This window comes from Streptomyces sp. NPDC090106 (assembly GCF_044747265.1).
Taxonomy (GTDB): domain Bacteria; phylum Actinomycetota; class Actinomycetes; order Streptomycetales; family Streptomycetaceae; genus Streptomyces.
Map to the genome: position 1 here is coordinate 295721 of NZ_JBIVDS010000011.1, position 15634 is coordinate 311354.

Below are 15634 nucleotides of genomic sequence, written 5' to 3' on the forward strand. Positions count from 1 at the left end.
TCCTTCCCCCCCCACCTCCCCGACCAGCAACCCCGTACAGAGAACCGGTGCACCACATGAAATCCGTACGTCGTGAAGGGGCAGGCCCGCCCAGGTTCGTCCCGGTCGCCGCCACGGCCGCCGCCCTGGCCGCGCTGCTGGTCTGCGCCGGATGCAGCCCGCCCGGGGCCGGGAAGGGTACGGCCGCCACGGCAGGCCAGATCGCCGTCACCGACCCGGTGACCCCCGCACAGGTCGCCGAACTCGGCGACGTCACGCTGCGGATGTGGGCGGACCAGGCGGAGAAGCCGCTGATGAAAACGGTGGTGCCGGCCTTCGAGAAGCAGTACCCGAACGTCAAGGTGGACATCACCTACAAGAGCTTCGACGACCTCGTCGCCACCGTCGTCAACGCCGCCTCCGGCACCAACCCGCCCGACCTGTTCCAGGGCAACATCGGCTACGCGGTCGACGGGGCGCTGGTCAAGGCCAAGCTGGTCCGGCCGCTGGACGACGTGGCCGCCGCGTACAACTGGATCTCCGGCACCGGTGCCAGCACCCTGGCCCCCGCCCGCTGGAACGGCTCCGGCACCGCGTTCGGCAACGGCAACCTCTACGGGATGTCGCCCATCAGCGAGGTCCAGGGCATCTACTACGACAAGGCCCAGCTGAAGGAACTCGGGCTGGAACCGCCGCGGTCCCTCGCGGACCTGGAGAAGGACCTGCCGCTCGTCGAGAAGGCCGGCAAGCAGCCGATCATGCTGGGCAACAGCGACCAGTACGCCGCCACCCACATCTTCTCCGACCTGGCCGCCACCGAGCAGTCACCGGTCTCGATCCGCGACTGGATCGGCGGCGAGCAGGGCACCACCTTCGTCACCGACGGCAACGCGAAGGCGGCCGAGACGATGGCCGACTGGGCGAGGAAGGGGTACTTCGGCTCCGGCTACGACGGCCTGAGCAACGAGGACGCCATCTCCCGTTTTGCCAAGGGCTCGGGCGTCTTCTTCGTCGGCGGCTCCTGGAACGGCGCCGGCCTCGACCCCGAGAAGTTCGGCTTCGGCGCACTGACCACGGGCGGCGCCGGGGCCACCGCCTCGCCCTGGCACATCTCCGCCTCCTCCAAGGCCACCCCCGCCGCGGTCGCCTTCCTCGCCGCCCTGCACACCCCCGAGACCGGCCAGGCGATCCTGGACACCGGCCGGCTGCCCGTCGTCACCGACGGCGTCAAGGGGAGCAACAGTCTCCAGAGCCAGACCCTGGACGCGCTCAAGCGCACGATCGCCGCAGGCACCCAGGTCGGCTACTACGACTGGACCGCCACCGACATGCTCAACGTCATGGGCGGCGGACTCCAGGAGGTCATGGCGGGCCGCACCGGCAGCGCGGAATTCCTCAAGGCGGTCCAGGCGTCCTGGCAGAAGGCGAGGCAGGCGCAATGACCACCGCCGCCCCCACCACCACCGCCCCCGCCGTGAGCGGCGGCACCCACGAGCGGCGCCGCCGTCCGTCCCCGCTCGCCCACCTGTCGTCCCTGTCCTGGACCTCGCTGCTGTACATCGCCCCGGCCATGGCGTTCTTCGGCGTGTTCGTGCTGTACCCGATCGGCATCTCCGTCTGGTACTCGTTCTACGCCTACGACGGACTGACCGTCGGCACCCCGGTCGGCTGGGGCAACTACACGGCGGTCTTCACCGACGGCAACCTGCGCGCCGCGCTCCTGCACTCCCTCGTCCTGCTGTTCTTCTACGCCGCCCTGCCGGTCTGCGCCGGCCTGCTGCTGGCAGGAGCCATGTCCCGGATCCGGGTGTACGGACTGACGGTCTTCCGCGCGGCCCTCTTCCTGCCGCAGATCCTCTCGAGCGTCGTCGTCGCCGTCGCCTGGCGGAACCTGCTCGCCGAGGACGGCCCCGTCAACACGGTGCTCAGAGGCATCGGCCTGGGCCGGTTCGCCACCAGCTGGCTGGGCGACTTCGACACCGCCCTGCCCTCGATCGGCACGATCGGCGCCTGGGTGGAGTACGGGCTGTGCATGGTGCTCTTCCTCAGCGGCATCGTCGCCATCGACCGCTCCACCTACGAGGCGGCCCGCCTCGACGGCGCCGGACCGGTCCGCGAGTTCTTCGCCATCACGCTGCACGCCCTGCGCCCGCAGATCTCGATCGCGCTGATCCTCACGATCACGTTCGCGCTGCGCAACTTCGACCTGATCTGGAACACCACCCGGGGCGGCCCCGGCACCACCACGACCGTCCCCAGCCTGTACGTCTACCAGGACGCGTTCCAGAACCGCATGCTCGGCCGGGCCTCGGCCCTGGCCGTCGTACTGACCGTGGTCATCCTCGTCGTCGTGGCCGTCGTCCAACTGGCGCTGCGCGAACGCGAGGCGCCGCGACGCCGGTCCACCCTCGCCCGCGGCACGGCACGCTCCGCCGACCGGGGCACGCCGGACAGGAAGGTGCACTCATGAGGATCGCCCGGAGCGAGAGCGTCGCCACGCACGCGCTGCTCGTCCTCGCGTCCGTCGTCGCCGTCTTCCCGCTGGCCTCGATCGTCGTCTCGTCCCTGCGCGGGAGCGCGGGCTCCGACGGCGGGATGTCCTTCGCCAGTTACTCCACGGCCTGGACCCAGGGCCACTTCGGCTCCGCCCTGCTCTCCAGCGCGCTGGTGTCCGTCACCGTCGTCGTGGTCACCGTGGCCCTGGCCTCCCTGGCCGGATGGGCACTCGCCACCATGCGGGTGCCCGCGGGCAAGGTCATCGTGGGCCTGCTCCTGCTCGGCCTCGTCCTGCCGTACGAGGTGACGGTGCTGCCGCTGTACGAACTGCTCTCCGGCTGGCGGCTCATCGACACCTACTGGGCGTTGATCCTGCCGCAGATCGCCCTGTCGGTGCCGCTCGGCGTGCTGTGGATGCGGTCGTTCTTCGCCTCGGTGCCCGTGGAGCTGCTGGAGGCGGCCCGTATCGACGGCACCAGCCGGCTCCAGAGCCTGCGCCTGGTCGTCCTGCCCATCGCGGGGCCCGCGATCACCACCCTGAGCACCGTGCTGTTCCTGTTCACCTGGAACGAGTTCCTGCTCGCGCTCATCCTCGTCCCCGACAACACCTCCGTGCAGACGGTGCCGTTGGCACTGTCCTTCTTCTCCGGCGCCGCCCGCTCCAGCGACCCGGCCGTGACCGCGGCGGCGGCCGTCCTCGTCGCCCTGCCGGTGCTGCTGGCGTACGTCTTCCTCCAGCGGCGCCTGATCAGCGGACTCACCGAAGGAGCCGTGAAGTGACCACGCCCGCCTCCGCTCAGGACAGTGGCGTCACCCGTGTGGTGTGCGAGCAACTCGCGCCGCGCGTGGGCGACCTGGCCCACAACACCGCGCTCGCCCTCGACGCCGTCCGACGCGCCCTCGCCGACCGGGCCGACATCGTCGTCCTGCCCGAACTCACCACGTCGGGCTACGTGTTCGCCGACCTGGACGAGGCACGGCGGACGGCGATCACCCCCGACGACACCTTCTTCACCGACCTCACCCTCCTGCTGGCCGGCACCCGCACGGTCGTCGTGCTGGGCTTCTGCGAGGACGGCGGGCCCACCCTGTTCAACAGCGCGGCCGTCGTCGACGCGGACGGCGTACGGGCCGTCTACCGCAAGACCCATCTGTGGGACCGCGAGACACTGTTCTTCACCCCCGGCGCCCGGATGGCACCGGTCGTCACCACACCGCACGGCCGCATCGGCGTCCTGATCTGCTACGACCTCGAATTCCCGGAGATGCCCCGCCGACTGGCCCTGGCGGGCGCCGACCTGATCGCCGTACCGACCAACTGGCCCCTGGAGGAGCAGCCCGCCGGCGAACGTCCCGCCGAGATCATCCAGGCCCAGGCCGCCGCCCGCGCCAACGGCCTCTACATCGCCTGCGCGGACCGCGGCGGCACCGAACGCGGCCAGGCCTGGACTCAGGGCACGGCCGTCATCAACCAGTACGGCTGGCTCACCACCACCGCGACCGCCGCCGCGGAGCACCGGGCCGTCTGCGACCTCTTCCTCCACCTCTCCCGGGACAAGGCCCTCTCCCCGCACAACGATCTGCTCCACGACCGCCGCACCGACCTCTACGCCCAGGAGAGCCCTCAGCTATGACGCCAGCCGACAGCACGCCCGCGCCGGTGGCCAACGGCCCCGCGGCGGACGACTCCTGGTGGCGCACCGCCGTCATCTACCAGGTCTACCCGCGCTCCTTCGCCGACAGCGACGGCGACGGCACCGGCGACCTGCCCGGCATCACGGCCCGCCTCGACCACCTGGCCGACCTCGGTGCCGACGCCCTGTGGCTCTCACCGTTCTACCCCTCACCGCAGGTGGACGGCGGCTACGACGTCGCCGACTACCGCGCCGTGGACCCGCGTTACGGCACCCTCGACGACTTCGACGCGCTGCTGGCCCGCGCCCACGCCCTGGGCATCCGCGTCGTCGTCGACCTGGTCCCCAACCACTGCTCCTCCCAACACCTCTCCTTCCAGGCCGCGTTGAGCGCGCGGCCCGGCAGCCGGGAGCGGGCCCTGTTCCACTTCCGGGACGGCCGCGGCCCGCACGGCGACCTGCCGCCCAACGACTGGACGTCGATGTTCGAGGGCCCGGCCTGGACCCGCGTCACCGAGGCCGACGGCAGCCCGGGACAGTGGTACCTGCACCTGTTCGACCCCGGCCAGCCCGACTGGAACTGGGACGACCCCGCCGTCCGCGAGGACTTCGAGAGGACGCTCCGCTTCTGGCTCGACCGCGGCGTCGACGGCTTCCGCGTCGACGTCTGCGACGCCCTCGTCAAGGCCCCCGGCCTGCCCGACTGGCCGCACGCCGCCCACGGCGTCGTCGAACCCGTCGACGGCGTGATGCCGCCCATGTGGGACCAGGAGGGCATCCACGAGATCTTCCGCGCCTGGCGCGAGCTGCTCGACTCCTACGACGGCCGGCGCATCCTGTGTGCCGAGGCGTGGCTGCCGCCCGAGCGCGCCGCCCGCATCATCCGCGCCGACGAGATGCACCAGGCCTTCAACTTCCGCTTCCTGGAGACCCCTTGGCGGCCGGACGCCCTGCGCGCCGTCATCGACGAGTCCCTGGCCGCCAACGACGCCGTCGGCGCCCCCACCACCTGGGTCCTGTCCAACCACGACGTCATGCGCCACGCCAGCCGCTTCGGCTACGAGGGCCCCGTCGCCCTCGAACACGGCGTCGGCGCCGACGACCCCCAGCCCGACCGTGCCCTCGGCCTGCGCCGCGCCCGCGCCGCGACCGCCCTCATGCTCGCCCTGCCCGGATCCGCCTACCTCTACCAGGGCGAGGAACTGGGCCTGCCCGAGGCCACCGACCTGCCCGACAGCGCCCGCCAGGACCCGGTCTGGGAACGCTCCGGCCACCGCATCCGAGGCCGCGACGGCTGCCGCATCCCCCTGCCCTGGACCGCCGACGGCCCGACCCTGGGTTTCAGCAGCGCCTCCACCACCTGGCTCCCGCAGCCCTCCTACTACGCCCTCTACGCGGCAGACGCCCAACGCGACGACCCCGCCTCGACCCTCACCCTCTACCGCCGCCTGCTGCACCTGCGCCGCCGGTACGCCCTGGGCGCGGGCGAGCTCCACTGGATCCCCTCCCCCACCGGGCTCCTCCACTTCACCAACGGCCCCGTCGAGGTCCTGTCCAACCTCACCCCCACCCCGGTCCCGCTCCCACCCACCGCCCACGTACTCATCGCCTCGACACCGGTGACGGACGAAGTACCGCCGGACGCGACGGTGTGGTTCACCAGCGAGGCGGAGAACCCAGGGAGCCCGGACAGGACCTCCTCAGTGGCGCCTGTGACGACAGCCTGAACCAGGTTCCTCGCACACAGCCGCTGGTCGCGTCCGCTGAGTCCATTCGTGCGCCGGGGCAGGGCGGGCCGAGGTAGGTGCGCCCTGACGACCCACCTACGGCACCGCCCCACCCGCGGTCCGGCGTGCCCGCCGTCATAATGAGGACATGGCAGCCAGTGCGCACTCTCCCACCCCCGGACCTGAGCCGGCCGGGGCAGTCGCGGACGACCTGGCGCTGTACCGGCGCAAGTTCCAGCAGCGTCTGCCCGGCTCCCTGGACGAGTTGCGGGGGCCGGTCCGGGGGGTCGTGGATCTTCCCCTGCATGTGGCGTGGTCCGGGCTGACCTCGTACGACCTGGACAAGCCCCGTCAGCGCATGGGCCTGTACCGCACCGTGCTGCACGAGGGCCTGCGTGAGGACCTCACGTCCTTCCTGAACCAGGACGTTCTGCTGGAGCTGTGGCCCACACTCCGGCGTCTGGTCGGCCGCACCGTGCGCACCGTGTGGGAAGAAGCTTTCCCCCAGCTCGCCGCGCGCGGCCGACTGGCCGCATGAGCGAAGACATGCCGGAGCTGCACGCACGGCTCCTGGCGGACGTGATCGCCCTGGGCTCCCCCTACCCCCTCGTGCTGACCGGCGGCTACGCGGTGCGCGCGCACCAGCTGGTCGACCGTCCCAGCCAGGACCTCGATGTCGCCACCGAGAACCCGGCTCCGATGGCGGACATCGCCGCCACACTGCGCGACGGCCTCGAAGGACTCGGCTGGCAGGTGCAGTCCCTGGAAACGGCCCCACTGTCCGCCCGCTTCACCGTCCGCGACCCGGACGCGGGCCAGGAGGTCGAAGTCGACATCCTCAAAGAGATCTTCTGGCGCCCCGTCGCCGACAGCCCTTACGGCCCCGTTCTCGCGGAAGAAGACGTGATCGGGACGAAAGTGCGCGCCTTGGGAGACAGAGGCGCGCCTCGGGACCTGATCGACGTGTTCGCGGCCTCCCAGCGCTGGAACACGGCCGACCTAGAGGAATTCGGCCGACGGCACTCACGAGGACGCTTCGAACGCGAGGACCTCCAGGCCAACCTCGCGGGCGCCGAGTGGACCGACGACGAGGCGTTCGCCGCCTACGGCCTCGACGCATCCGCCATCACCGCACTGCGGGCCTGGGCAGTGGAGTGGGCCGACGACCTCGCCGAGAGACTCTACGAAGAAGACCAGATCCTCGGCGACCAAGACTGACCGCAGGCGCAGCCTGTCTCTGCCTCTTGGGCCGGTGAACGCCGATCTCGGATCATCCCTGTTCGACCTGCGAGGCAGTTCGTCCTCGCAACACAAGCGCGTGACAAGAGCGCGATGGTGCCTTCGACCACGAACGCCACCAGGGTGACCGCGAGCGGGACGCCCCGGAGAAACTTCACTGTTCCCGATACTCCCGAAGCCTCGGTCTCGCGAATGTCCGCGGACGGGGACCCTTCCGCCTGGCTGCGTCCCTGCTCCGGTATCGCGCTCACCTTCCGGTGACGACCGAAGGACGGCCAGCGGCTGAACGCGTCCACGCGCACACGCCGGCCATCGGTCCGGTCGAGAGGGAACACCTGTCCGAGATTCCCATTGGATGGCTTTCAGCATCTGCCAGGGGATCTCGTGATGATCGCCTACACCTTCACCACGCTCGGCTCGGACAGAGACCGGATACCAGCCAAGGTTTCTCACAGCGTTCTTCCGTGCCCCAGCCAGGCCATGGGAAACGACGGGCCATCGCCTCAGATTCGCGGTCGCTCACATGACCTCAAGCGGAACACTGGGACACGCCTCTGAAAATGACCCTTTGGGATCAGACCAGGACCTAGGACGCAGCGTTAGGCGGTTGAATGAGGCACGTAGTTTCCGCGTTGCCGACGATGAAGATAATCGACACCCAGCCCGAAAAAATCATCTTCATCATCCACCACACAGGGCTACCGTTCACCGACGACGGACGGCCGCAACTTTGGATCGTAAACAATGACAGGCTTATCCGTCCCTTCCACAGTACGGGTCGCCTGATCACCGGCGCCCTTCCGGGGCCCGCCTTGACTTGAATGACAGAATTTTCTAGTTCGATATCGTCTGAGCGCCGTCGTCGCTTCCGGCCGATTCCCACATCTGACCAGCCGGTCCGGTGAAGACAGCGTTGCCATCGGCATCCTGGGCCCGCAGACCGCCCCCAGCACCCGTGACAACGCTTACGCCTTCGCCCGCGACAGCGAACCGGGGCTGCTCCAGAGCCGTATTTTGCGCTGCTTCTGCCGACTTGACCCGAAGGACCTCTCGATACCCGTCCGGCATCGCCGTCAGCTGGCGGTCCGCTCCCGGCAGCACATCTGTGCAGGTAGCCGTCGCACCACCCAGGGCCGGAACGGGCAACTCACCCGGCCAACGAACGGACAGCCGCCGCTGCCCCTCCTTCAGACTGACCATGTCCGCAGCACCACCGGCGGAGAACGACACGTCCACCGCGGCAACGGCCGGGCCGACGGTGCCATCGCTGCGACGCTCAAGAGTCGTGCCAATGTCCTTCCAGGTGCCAGAGGCGTCCTTGGCCCGCCGAGGGGACGTCGACTGAGTCAGGGAGTACGTGCCGTCAGGGTTCGCGAACGTCTGCGAGTACTCGGTTCAAATACTGCGGCGCCGACAGGAAAACACGCACGTTTCACTGGGTGAATAGCCAGTGAATCACGCGGTTTGAGTTCGCCGGGGAACGCGAAAAGGCTCCCGCTTCGCCGAGTTGGCGGAGCGGGAGCCCTGGTGGTGGGGTGGGTCAGGCAGGCGGGGTGGACTCGAAGATGAGGATGCGGCCTGTGGTGTTGTGGCGGCGGAGGGGGATGATCGACTGGTAGGCGGGAGAGTCGTACCAGGACTGGGCCGCCTCGGGGGTCGGGAACTCGATGACTCCCGTGAAGGCCTTGCTCTCGCCTTCCAGGATCTGCCAGGGGGCTCCCCGGACGAGGTAGCGGCCTCCGTGGGGTTCCAGGGTGGAGACCAGTTGGGCGCTGTACTTCGCCACCATCTCGGGGTCGCCGGTGAGTTCGGCTTCGGCTATGACGTAGGCGGTCATGGGGTGTCCTCGTGGGTCACGAACGCGTCCGGCCCGCCGGCGGATGCCGGCGGGCCGGATGTGTTCGGCTGTCGGGGAAGCTAGGAACGGGTGGAGAGGGCCGGCTCGGTGGAGGGTGTGGTCAGGGACCTGGCCTTCTGGGTCAGGGCCGAGAGGGAGAGGAGGGCGAAGGCCACGACCGAGGCGATCGTGCGGATCACGTGGGAGGTCTGCCACCTGTCCCGGACGTCCGCCCAGTCGGCCGGCGGGGACGTGACCGTCCAGTCCCTCTGGTCCGCGTTGATCGGCAGGTTGACCGCGATCGTCAGGACGAGGATCAGGAGGAACAGGACCAGCGCCGCCAGGGGGAGGTAGAGGGCGGGGCCCTTCGCCCGCCAGGCGCCCAGCACGACGATCGCCGTCGCGATGATCGTGGGGATCAGGGTCGCCGAGGCCAGGGTGTCCAGGTTGTCCAGCTCCACCTGGCGGACCTGGGTGTAGACCGTGCCGTCGTAGTCGCGCAGGGAGGTCTCCAGGACCAGGACGCAGACCAGGAAGCCCGTGAAGACTCCGCCGAAGAGCAGGCCTGTCCAGCGCGCGATCGGGAACAGCGGACCTTGCTTCATTCGTCACTCCAGGACGGCTGCGTTGTGGGATTTCCTGTCTTGGGCACTCGCTCCCTCAGCCTTCCACAGGCCCACTTGAGAGTGGGTGGAGTCCTCTGGTGGCTCAGGAGGCCGCCGTCTTGGCCTGCGGGGCTTCGCCGGACTGCCAGACCAGGTCGAAGACGAAGCGGTGGATGCGCCAGCCGTGCGGGGTGCGGCGGGCCCGTGCCTCGTAGTGGCCGCCGATGTCGAAGTGGGCCGCCGGCTCGTCGGCCGCGCGGACGTGGATCGCCATCAGGTGGGCCGTCACACGGGCCTCGTCGCCGTCCAGGTCCACCGTGTGGTTCGCGCTGATGTGGTGGGTGCGGGCGAACGTCGTACGGGCCATCCGCTGGAAGTCCGTCAGACCCTCCAGGCCCTTGAACTCGCCGAAGGGGAAGGTGAGATGGACGTCCTCGGTGAAGATGCCGTCCAGCCAGGCGTCGCTGGCCCGGTCCTTGTCGAGGTGGTGGACGTAGCGGTCGCAGAGCCGGGTCAACTCGTCGCGGTCGTTGAGGAGTCGGAGCTGGCGGTGGAGGGATTCCAGGCCGGCCTCGGGGTGGAGGGAAGCAGTCATCTGCGGTCGTTCCTCACGTCGTGGGTGGGAGGGGCTCGTCACGCTGCTCGTTGGAACTGGATGCTGCGCCACGCCCTGGGCTGGATCGGGGTGGGCTGCTGACGGTGCCAACGGGCCGGTGCAGGAAGGCGGTTATTCGCCGGCGAGGTGAAGGAGGCCGCCGCCAGGCGCTGGTGGAGCACCGCCAGGACCGCCGCCAGTTCCTCGGGGGTCGGATCGCCCCGCTCGATCCTGATGTGGAGGGGTGAGGGTGTCATCGGTCGCCTTTCACTGGGGCGGGGTGCCGTGCTTGCGGCGTGGGAGGGCGGCGTCCTTCGCGGCGAGCATCGTCAGGGCGCTGATCAGGGAGGCGCGGGTGTCCGCCGGGTCGATGACGTCGTCCACCAGACCGCGTTCGGCGGCGTAGAAGGGGTGCACCAGGTTGCGCTTGTACTCGTCGATCTTCTGCGCGCGCATCGCGTCCGGGTTCTCCGCCGCCGCGATCTCCCGGCGGAAGACCACGTTCGCCGCGCCCTCCGCGCCCATCACCGCGATCTCGTTGGTCGGCCAGGCCAGGGCCACGTCCGCGCCGATCGAGCGGGAGTCCATGACGATGTACGCGCCGCCGTACGCCTTGCGCAGCACGACGGAGACGCGGGGCACCGTCGCGTTGCAGTAGGCGTACAGGAGTTTGGCGCCCCGGCGGATGATGCCCTCGTGCTCCTGGTCGACGCCGGGGAGGAAGCCGGGGACGTCGACCAGGGTGACCAGCGGGATGTTGAAGGCGTCGCAGAACTGTACGAAGCGCGCGCCCTTTTCGCTGGCCCTGATGTCGAGGACGCCGGCCATGGAGGCGGGCTGGTTGGCGACGATGCCGACGGTGCGGCCGTCGAGGCGGGCGAAGGCGCAGACCAGGTTGGGGGCCCAGGCCGCGTGGACCTCCATGTACTCGCCGTCGTCGACGATTTCCTCGACGACGGCCCGGATGTCGTAGGAGCGGTTGCCGTCGGCGGGGACCGTGTCGAGGAGGGCGGGGCAGCGGCGGTCCGCGGGGTCCTCGGTGACCGTCTCCGGGGGGAGTTCCCTGTTGTTGGCCGGGAGCATCGCGATCAGGTAGCGGACCTCGGCCATGCAGGTCTCTTCGTCGTCGTAGACGAAGTGGGCGACGCCCGAGGTGGCCGCGTGGACGTCCGCGCCGCCGAGGCCGTTCTGGGTGATCTCCTCGCCCGTGACGGCCTTCACGACGTCCGGGCCCGTGATGAACATCTGGGAGATGTCCCGGACCGTGAAGACGAAGTCGGTGAGGGCGGGTGAGTACGCGGCGCCGCCCGCGCACGGGCCGAGCATCACGGAGATCTGCGGGATGACGCCCGAGGCGAGGGTGTTGCGGCGGAAGATGCCGCCGTAGCCGGCCAGCGCCGAGACGCCCTCCTGGATGCGGGCGCCCGCGCCGTCGTTGAGGGAGACCAGGGGCGCGCCGGCCGCGATGGCCATGTCCATGATCTTGTGGATCTTCGTGGCGTGGGCCTCGCCCAGCGCGCCGCCGAAGATACGGAAGTCGTGCGCGTACACGAAGACCGTCCGGCCCTCGACCGTGCCCCAGCCGGTGACGACTCCGTCCGTGTGGGGCCGCTTGGCCTCCAGGCCGAAGCCGGTCGCGCGGTGCCGGCGCAGCGCCTCGATCTCGGTGAAGCTGCCCTTGTCGAGGAGCAGCCCGATGCGTTCGTGGGCCGTCAACTTGCCCTTGTCGTGCTGGCGTTGCGTGGCGGCGGGGTCGGGGCCCTGGAGGATGCGGTCCTTGATCTCCTTCAGCTCCAGTGCCGCCGCGGTGGACGGTGTGCTGTGCATGACCATCACTCCCAGTTGGGGCAGACCTGCCGCTCGGCGGCGATCCGTTCGGTGGCGTCGTCGGTGTACAGGCACTCGGTGGGCAGCCGGCGGGCGAGGATGTCGGTGGGCTCCGCGACACTGTCGGCGGGGGTCGCGAGGGCCACGGCCGCCACGTGCGCCGGGCAGCTCGGCATGTTCTCGATACGCCAGCCCCGGGGGCGGACGGGGGCGTCCGGGTCGGTGCGCTCGCCCAGGTAGTCGTGGCTCAGCTCACGGCCCAGGCCGGTGCCCAGGCCCTTGAGGTAGGCCTCCTTGCGGGTCCACAACCGGCCGAAGGCCAGAGGCTGTTCGGCGTCCTGGAGGGCGCGCAGCTCCCGCTGCTCGGCCGGGTGCAGTTCGGGCAGGCACAGTTCCACGGTCTCCTGCGTCGGCACGCGCTGGACGTCCACGCCGAGCGGGGCGGTCGCGATGCTGATCAAGGCGATGCCGTGACTGTGGGAGAGGGAGAAGTGCAGGCCGGTGCCGTGCAGGACGGGACGGCCGTGCGGGCCTCCGCAGCAGGGGCAGGTGTCCCGGCCCAGGGGGAGTTCGGCGGGCCGGATGCCGGTGTAGGCGGTGAGCAGGCGGCGCAACGCGATGTGGGCCATCAGGTAGGTGAGACGGTCCACGGGGCGCACGAAGGCCGCCGCGCGTTCTCGTTCCCGGTCGTCCAGCTCGCTGGTGACCATGTGTTCGGGGTGCTCGCCCGCCCATTCGGTGCCGATGACCCAGAGGTGGATCTGGGAGGGGTCGAGGGCCGGGCGGGAGGCGGCGGCGGTGCGTGTGGCGTACGGGGAGGGGAGTGGGGTCATCGCGCCCGTCCGTAGGTGGGTTCGGCTATCAGGTCGGCCAGTAACGCCGCGATCTCCGCCGCCGTGTCGTCGCGCAGCAGGTCGTGGGCCTTGATGCGGACGCCGAGTCCGTCCTCCAGGTGGCGCTTGAGGCAGAGGGCGAGCAGGGAGTCCACGCCCAGGGCGTGCAACGGGCGGTCCTGGCCCACCCGGTGGGCCGGTGGTACGTCGAGGGCGTGGGCCAGTTCCCGGCAGAGCCAGGCGGCGATCGTCCGGGTACGGGCGTCGTGGTCCAGGGCACGCAGCGCGGACGGTGCGGGTGGCCGTACGAACAGCGGGGTGGTGGTGTGGTTCATCGACGGTCGCTTCCATCGGTCGGGTGGACGGGACAGGGGGCAGGGCGTGCGGTGCTACGCGGCTGCGAGTGCCGTGGCGCCGGCCGTGGTCTCGCGGGCTGCCAGGGATTCCTCCAGGAAGGCCAGGGCGCGCAGGTGGTAGGCGTGGGCGGTCCAGCCGAGGCTGATGTTGTGGCCCGCCTGGGGTTGTCGTTCGACCAGGACGCGGGGGGCGTGCGGCAGCAGGCCGGGGAGTTCGGCGAGGGTCTGGTCGTCGTGGCGCCACCACTTCTCGTGCTCGGCGAAGGTGAAACGGACGGGGACCCGGACGCGGGCGGCCGTCGCGGTGAACCGGGCGGGCCAGGAGGGGACTTCGGCGCGTTCCCGTTCGGGCATCGGGGCGACGATGCCGGGGCAGTGGCGGAACGTGTCGGGCGGATACAGGCGCAGGGCGCCCCAGTTGTGCTTCCACTGGCCCCGGCGGTCGGCCGACGCGGAGGGCAGGGTGTGCGGTGGTACGGCCAGACGGTGGCCGATGCCGGAGACGTCCACGCCCAGCAGGTGGGCCGGGAGGCCGTCGGCGGCGCAGGTCAGGGCGAGTTTGCCGCCGTAGGAGTGGCCGAGGAGGAACAGGCCGGCGCCCAGGGTGTGGGTGGCCGTGTAGGCGGCGAGGGCCGTGCGGACCGTGGCGGCCTGTTCGGTGAGGGTCTGGCCGGTGGGGAGGTGGGGCGTCGAGGCGCCGTATCCGGGTCGGTCCAGGGCGAGGACCGTGTAGCCGAGGCGGGCGCCGAGGGCGAGCAGTGACTGGCCGGGGTGGGCCCGGCCGTCGAAGTAGCCGGCGGTCATGCCGCCGCCGTGCAGGGCGAGGACGGTGGCGCGGGGTGCGGCGGCGGTGGGCGGGGCGGCGAGGAGCGCGGAGAGAGGGGTGCCGCCGGCGTCCAGGGTGATGCGGCGGGGGCCGGGTGGGGCGGCTGTCGTGCGCGCCCCGCCCGGTGGGGGGACGTCCACAGTCACTGCGGGGTTCCCTGCGTGGTGTTCCCGGGGTCTCCGAACCAGCGGTGCAGGGCGGTGCGGAGTCCGGCCGGGTCGGGGGTGGTGCCGGTGGCCCAGGCGAGGTAGCCGTCGGGGCGGACCAGGAGGGCGGTGGTGGACGTCAGGACGGGTTCCGTGGGGTCGGGGCGGGCCGTCACCGTCGTCACCCGGTCCTGCCAGGGGGCGGCTGCCGCGCGCAACGCCGGGTCGTCGGCGAGGTCGAGGAGGACGCCGTGTCCCTGGTGGAGGAGTTCCATCGTGGTGACGGGGTCGCCGGAGGGGGTGGTGAGGGTGCGTGGGGGCAGGCGGCGGCCGAGCAGCGGGTGGGTGCCCTCCCCCACGTCGTAGTGGACGTCGAGGCCGGAGACCAGGCCGGAGAGGTGGCGCTTGACGTCGTCGTACTGGATGAGTTCGCCCATGAGTTCGCGCAGGGGGCTCATCTCGGGGCCGCCGACGAAGAGCATGCCCTGGGCGTGGGTGTTCATCAGGAGGCGGGCGCCGGCCGCGTGGCGCTCGGTGTGGTAGGTGTCCAGGAGGCCGATGGGGGCGCGTCCGGTGACCTCGGCGGCGAGTTTCCAGCCGAGGTTGGCGGCGTCCTGGACTCCGGTGCTCAGGCCCTGGCCGCCGGCCGGGAGGTGGACGTGGGCGGCGTCGCCCGCGAGGAGGACGCGGCCCCTGCGGTACTCGGTGACCTGGCGGGTGGCGTCGGTGAAGGAGCTGACCCAGTGGGCGGTGCCGCCGCTGATGTCCTCGCCGGTGATGTCCTGCCAGGCGTCGGCGACCTCCGTGAAACTGACCGTGCGTTCGCGCTCGCGGCCGGGTTCGACGTCGGGGACGACGATGATGCGGTCCACGCCCTCGCCGAGCGGGGCGGCCATCACCATGCCGCCGGGCAGGCGTTCGCCGAGGAAGCGCGGGCGCAGCTCGCAGCCGGCGACGTCGGCGAGGTACATGGTGCGGGTGGCGTCGGTGCCGGGGAAGGAGAATCCGGCCGCCCGGCGCACGGGGCTGCTGCCGCCGCCGCAGCCCACCAGGTAGGGGGCGGTGAGGCGTTGGACGCCCTGCGGGGTGGCGACGGTGATCTCGACGTGGTCGCCCTTCTCGTCGAGTTCGAGGAACTCCCAGCCGCGCCGGATGTCGGCGTCGAGCGAGATCGCCCACCGTTCCAGGACGTCCTCGGTGTGCGACTGGGGGACGCCGCGGGCGCCGAAGTGGGCGTCCTGGAGGACGGTGTAGTCGAACTGCACGCCGCCGAAGTGGCCCATGGGGGCCTTCTCCAGGTCGCCGAACCACGGCAGCAGGCCGCGCTGTTCGAAGACCTCCATGGCGCGTGCGGTGAAGCCGAGCCCGCGGGACTGGCCGGTGGGCTGTTCCAGGCGCTCCACGACGACGACGTGGGCGCCGCCCAGGCGCAGTTCTCCGGCGAGCATCAGACCGGTCGGGCCGGCCCCGACGATGATGACGTCGGCGTCCATCATGGTCTCTCCTCTCTCCTGCTGGGTGGGTTCCCCTGCGG

General features: G+C 70.7%; 17 protein-coding genes. 7 read left to right on the forward strand and 10 right to left on the reverse strand.

What is annotated here, in order from left to right; all coding sequences use genetic code 11:
• Window positions 1-56: 56 nt before the first annotated feature.
• From ACIPSE_RS32805 to ACIPSE_RS32835, 7 genes are all read left to right on the forward strand, one after another.
• The gene (locus ACIPSE_RS32805; RefSeq protein WP_401669781.1) at window positions 57-1421 is read left to right on the forward strand and encodes an ABC transporter substrate-binding protein; all 1365 of its coding nucleotides are present in this window, start codon (window positions 57-59) and stop codon (window positions 1419-1421) included.
• A complete protein-coding gene (locus ACIPSE_RS32810) occupies window positions 1418-2449 on the forward strand; it encodes a carbohydrate ABC transporter permease (protein ID WP_401669784.1) in 1032 nt (343 codons plus the stop codon). The genes ACIPSE_RS32805 and ACIPSE_RS32810 overlap by 4 nt, the downstream gene beginning before the upstream one ends.
• Entirely contained in the window at window positions 2446-3255 is an 810-nt protein-coding gene (locus ACIPSE_RS32815) for a carbohydrate ABC transporter permease (RefSeq protein WP_401669786.1), read from the forward strand. The genes ACIPSE_RS32810 and ACIPSE_RS32815 overlap by 4 nt, the downstream gene beginning before the upstream one ends.
• A complete protein-coding gene (locus ACIPSE_RS32820; protein WP_401669789.1) occupies window positions 3252-4109 on the forward strand; it encodes a nitrilase-related carbon-nitrogen hydrolase in 858 nt (285 codons plus the stop codon). The genes ACIPSE_RS32815 and ACIPSE_RS32820 overlap by 4 nt, the downstream gene beginning before the upstream one ends.
• Complete coding sequence (locus ACIPSE_RS32825) at window positions 4106-5836, forward strand: glycoside hydrolase family 13 protein (RefSeq protein WP_401669792.1); 1731 nt, start codon at window positions 4106-4108, stop codon at window positions 5834-5836. Before ACIPSE_RS32820 ends, ACIPSE_RS32825 begins: the two co-directional genes overlap by 4 nt.
• A 148-nt stretch (window positions 5837-5984) precedes the next feature.
• Window positions 5985-6374, forward strand: a complete 390-nt coding sequence (locus tag ACIPSE_RS32830; protein ID WP_401669794.1) for a hypothetical protein — start codon at window positions 5985-5987, stop codon at window positions 6372-6374.
• A gap of 8 nt (window positions 6375-6382) precedes the next feature.
• Window positions 6383-7054 carry a nucleotidyl transferase AbiEii/AbiGii toxin family protein gene (locus ACIPSE_RS32835; RefSeq protein WP_401669989.1) on the forward strand — a complete coding sequence of 224 codons (672 nt, stop codon included), beginning with the start codon at window positions 6383-6385 and terminating at the stop codon, window positions 7052-7054.
• Window positions 7055-7909: 855 nt separating this feature from the next.
• Here ACIPSE_RS32835 and ACIPSE_RS32840 read toward each other — a convergent pair.
• From ACIPSE_RS32840 to ACIPSE_RS32885, 10 genes are all read right to left on the reverse strand, one after another.
• Window positions 7910-8275 (reverse strand): hypothetical protein, encoded by a 366-nt coding sequence (locus tag ACIPSE_RS32840; RefSeq protein ID WP_401669796.1) that lies wholly within the window; start codon window positions 8273-8275, stop codon window positions 7910-7912.
• Window positions 8276-8615: 340 nt separating this feature from the next.
• Complete coding sequence (locus ACIPSE_RS32845) at window positions 8616-8912, reverse strand: DUF1330 domain-containing protein (protein ID WP_401669798.1); 297 nt, start codon at window positions 8910-8912, stop codon at window positions 8616-8618.
• 80 nt (window positions 8913-8992) lie between these two features.
• The gene (locus ACIPSE_RS32850) at window positions 8993-9517 is read right to left on the reverse strand and encodes an anthrone oxygenase family protein (RefSeq protein ID WP_401669801.1); all 525 of its coding nucleotides are present in this window, start codon (window positions 9515-9517) and stop codon (window positions 8993-8995) included.
• Between the two features lie 103 nt (window positions 9518-9620).
• On the reverse strand, window positions 9621-10112 hold the full coding sequence (locus tag ACIPSE_RS32855) for a nuclear transport factor 2 family protein (RefSeq protein ID WP_401669805.1): 492 nt from the start codon (window positions 10110-10112) through the stop codon (window positions 9621-9623).
• Window positions 10113-10150: 38 nt separating this feature from the next.
• A complete protein-coding gene (locus ACIPSE_RS32860; protein WP_401669808.1) occupies window positions 10151-10369 on the reverse strand; it encodes an acyl-CoA carboxylase subunit epsilon in 219 nt (72 codons plus the stop codon).
• Between the two features lie 10 nt (window positions 10370-10379).
• The gene (locus ACIPSE_RS32865; RefSeq protein ID WP_401669810.1) at window positions 10380-11939 is read right to left on the reverse strand and encodes an acyl-CoA carboxylase subunit beta; all 1560 of its coding nucleotides are present in this window, start codon (window positions 11937-11939) and stop codon (window positions 10380-10382) included.
• Between the two features lie 5 nt (window positions 11940-11944).
• Window positions 11945-12772, reverse strand: a complete 828-nt coding sequence (locus tag ACIPSE_RS32870; RefSeq protein WP_401669812.1) for a 4'-phosphopantetheinyl transferase family protein — start codon at window positions 12770-12772, stop codon at window positions 11945-11947.
• Window positions 12769-13107: an acyl carrier protein gene (locus ACIPSE_RS32875; RefSeq protein WP_401669815.1), complete on the reverse strand. Its 339-nt coding sequence runs from the start codon at window positions 13105-13107 to the stop codon at window positions 12769-12771. Before ACIPSE_RS32875 ends, ACIPSE_RS32870 begins: the two co-directional genes overlap by 4 nt.
• A gap of 54 nt (window positions 13108-13161) precedes the next feature.
• Window positions 13162-14100 (reverse strand): alpha/beta hydrolase, encoded by a 939-nt coding sequence (locus ACIPSE_RS32880; RefSeq protein WP_401669817.1) that lies wholly within the window; start codon window positions 14098-14100, stop codon window positions 13162-13164.
• Window positions 14097-15593, reverse strand: coding sequence for an FAD-dependent monooxygenase (locus ACIPSE_RS32885; RefSeq protein WP_401669992.1), 1497 nt, complete (start codon window positions 15591-15593; stop codon window positions 14097-14099). The genes ACIPSE_RS32880 and ACIPSE_RS32885 overlap by 4 nt, the downstream gene beginning before the upstream one ends.
• Window positions 15594-15634: the final 41 nt, after the last annotated feature.

Bases quoted from the DNA above. Each gene is read 5' to 3' on its own strand.
- ACIPSE_RS32805 (WP_401669781.1), top strand. From the start codon at position 57: ATGAAATCCGTACGTCGTGAAGGGGCAGGCCCGCCCAGGTTCGTCCCG.
- ACIPSE_RS32810 (WP_401669784.1), top strand. From the start codon at position 1,418: ATGACCACCGCCGCCCCCACCACCACCGCCCCCGCCGTGAGCGGCGGC.
- ACIPSE_RS32815 (WP_401669786.1), top strand. From the start codon at position 2,446: ATGAGGATCGCCCGGAGCGAGAGCGTCGCCACGCACGCGCTGCTCGTC.
- ACIPSE_RS32825 (WP_401669792.1), top strand. From the start codon at position 4,106: ATGACGCCAGCCGACAGCACGCCCGCGCCGGTGGCCAACGGCCCCGCG.
- ACIPSE_RS32830 (WP_401669794.1), top strand. From the start codon at position 5,985: ATGGCAGCCAGTGCGCACTCTCCCACCCCCGGACCTGAGCCGGCCGGG.
- ACIPSE_RS32835 (WP_401669989.1), top strand. From the start codon at position 6,383: ATGCCGGAGCTGCACGCACGGCTCCTGGCGGACGTGATCGCCCTGGGC.
- ACIPSE_RS32840 (WP_401669796.1), bottom strand. From the start codon at position 8,275: ATGGTCAGTCTGAAGGAGGGGCAGCGGCGGCTGTCCGTTCGTTGGCCG.
- ACIPSE_RS32845 (WP_401669798.1), bottom strand. From the start codon at position 8,912: ATGACCGCCTACGTCATAGCCGAAGCCGAACTCACCGGCGACCCCGAG.
- ACIPSE_RS32850 (WP_401669801.1), bottom strand. From the start codon at position 9,517: ATGAAGCAAGGTCCGCTGTTCCCGATCGCGCGCTGGACAGGCCTGCTC.
- ACIPSE_RS32855 (WP_401669805.1), bottom strand. From the start codon at position 10,112: ATGACTGCTTCCCTCCACCCCGAGGCCGGCCTGGAATCCCTCCACCGC.
- ACIPSE_RS32860 (WP_401669808.1), bottom strand. From the start codon at position 10,369: ATGACACCCTCACCCCTCCACATCAGGATCGAGCGGGGCGATCCGACC.
- ACIPSE_RS32865 (WP_401669810.1), bottom strand. From the start codon at position 11,939: ATGCACAGCACACCGTCCACCGCGGCGGCACTGGAGCTGAAGGAGATC.
- ACIPSE_RS32870 (WP_401669812.1), bottom strand. From the start codon at position 12,772: ATGACCCCACTCCCCTCCCCGTACGCCACACGCACCGCCGCCGCCTCC.
- ACIPSE_RS32875 (WP_401669815.1), bottom strand. From the start codon at position 13,107: ATGAACCACACCACCACCCCGCTGTTCGTACGGCCACCCGCACCGTCC.
- ACIPSE_RS32885 (WP_401669992.1), bottom strand. From the start codon at position 15,593: ATGGACGCCGACGTCATCATCGTCGGGGCCGGCCCGACCGGTCTGATG.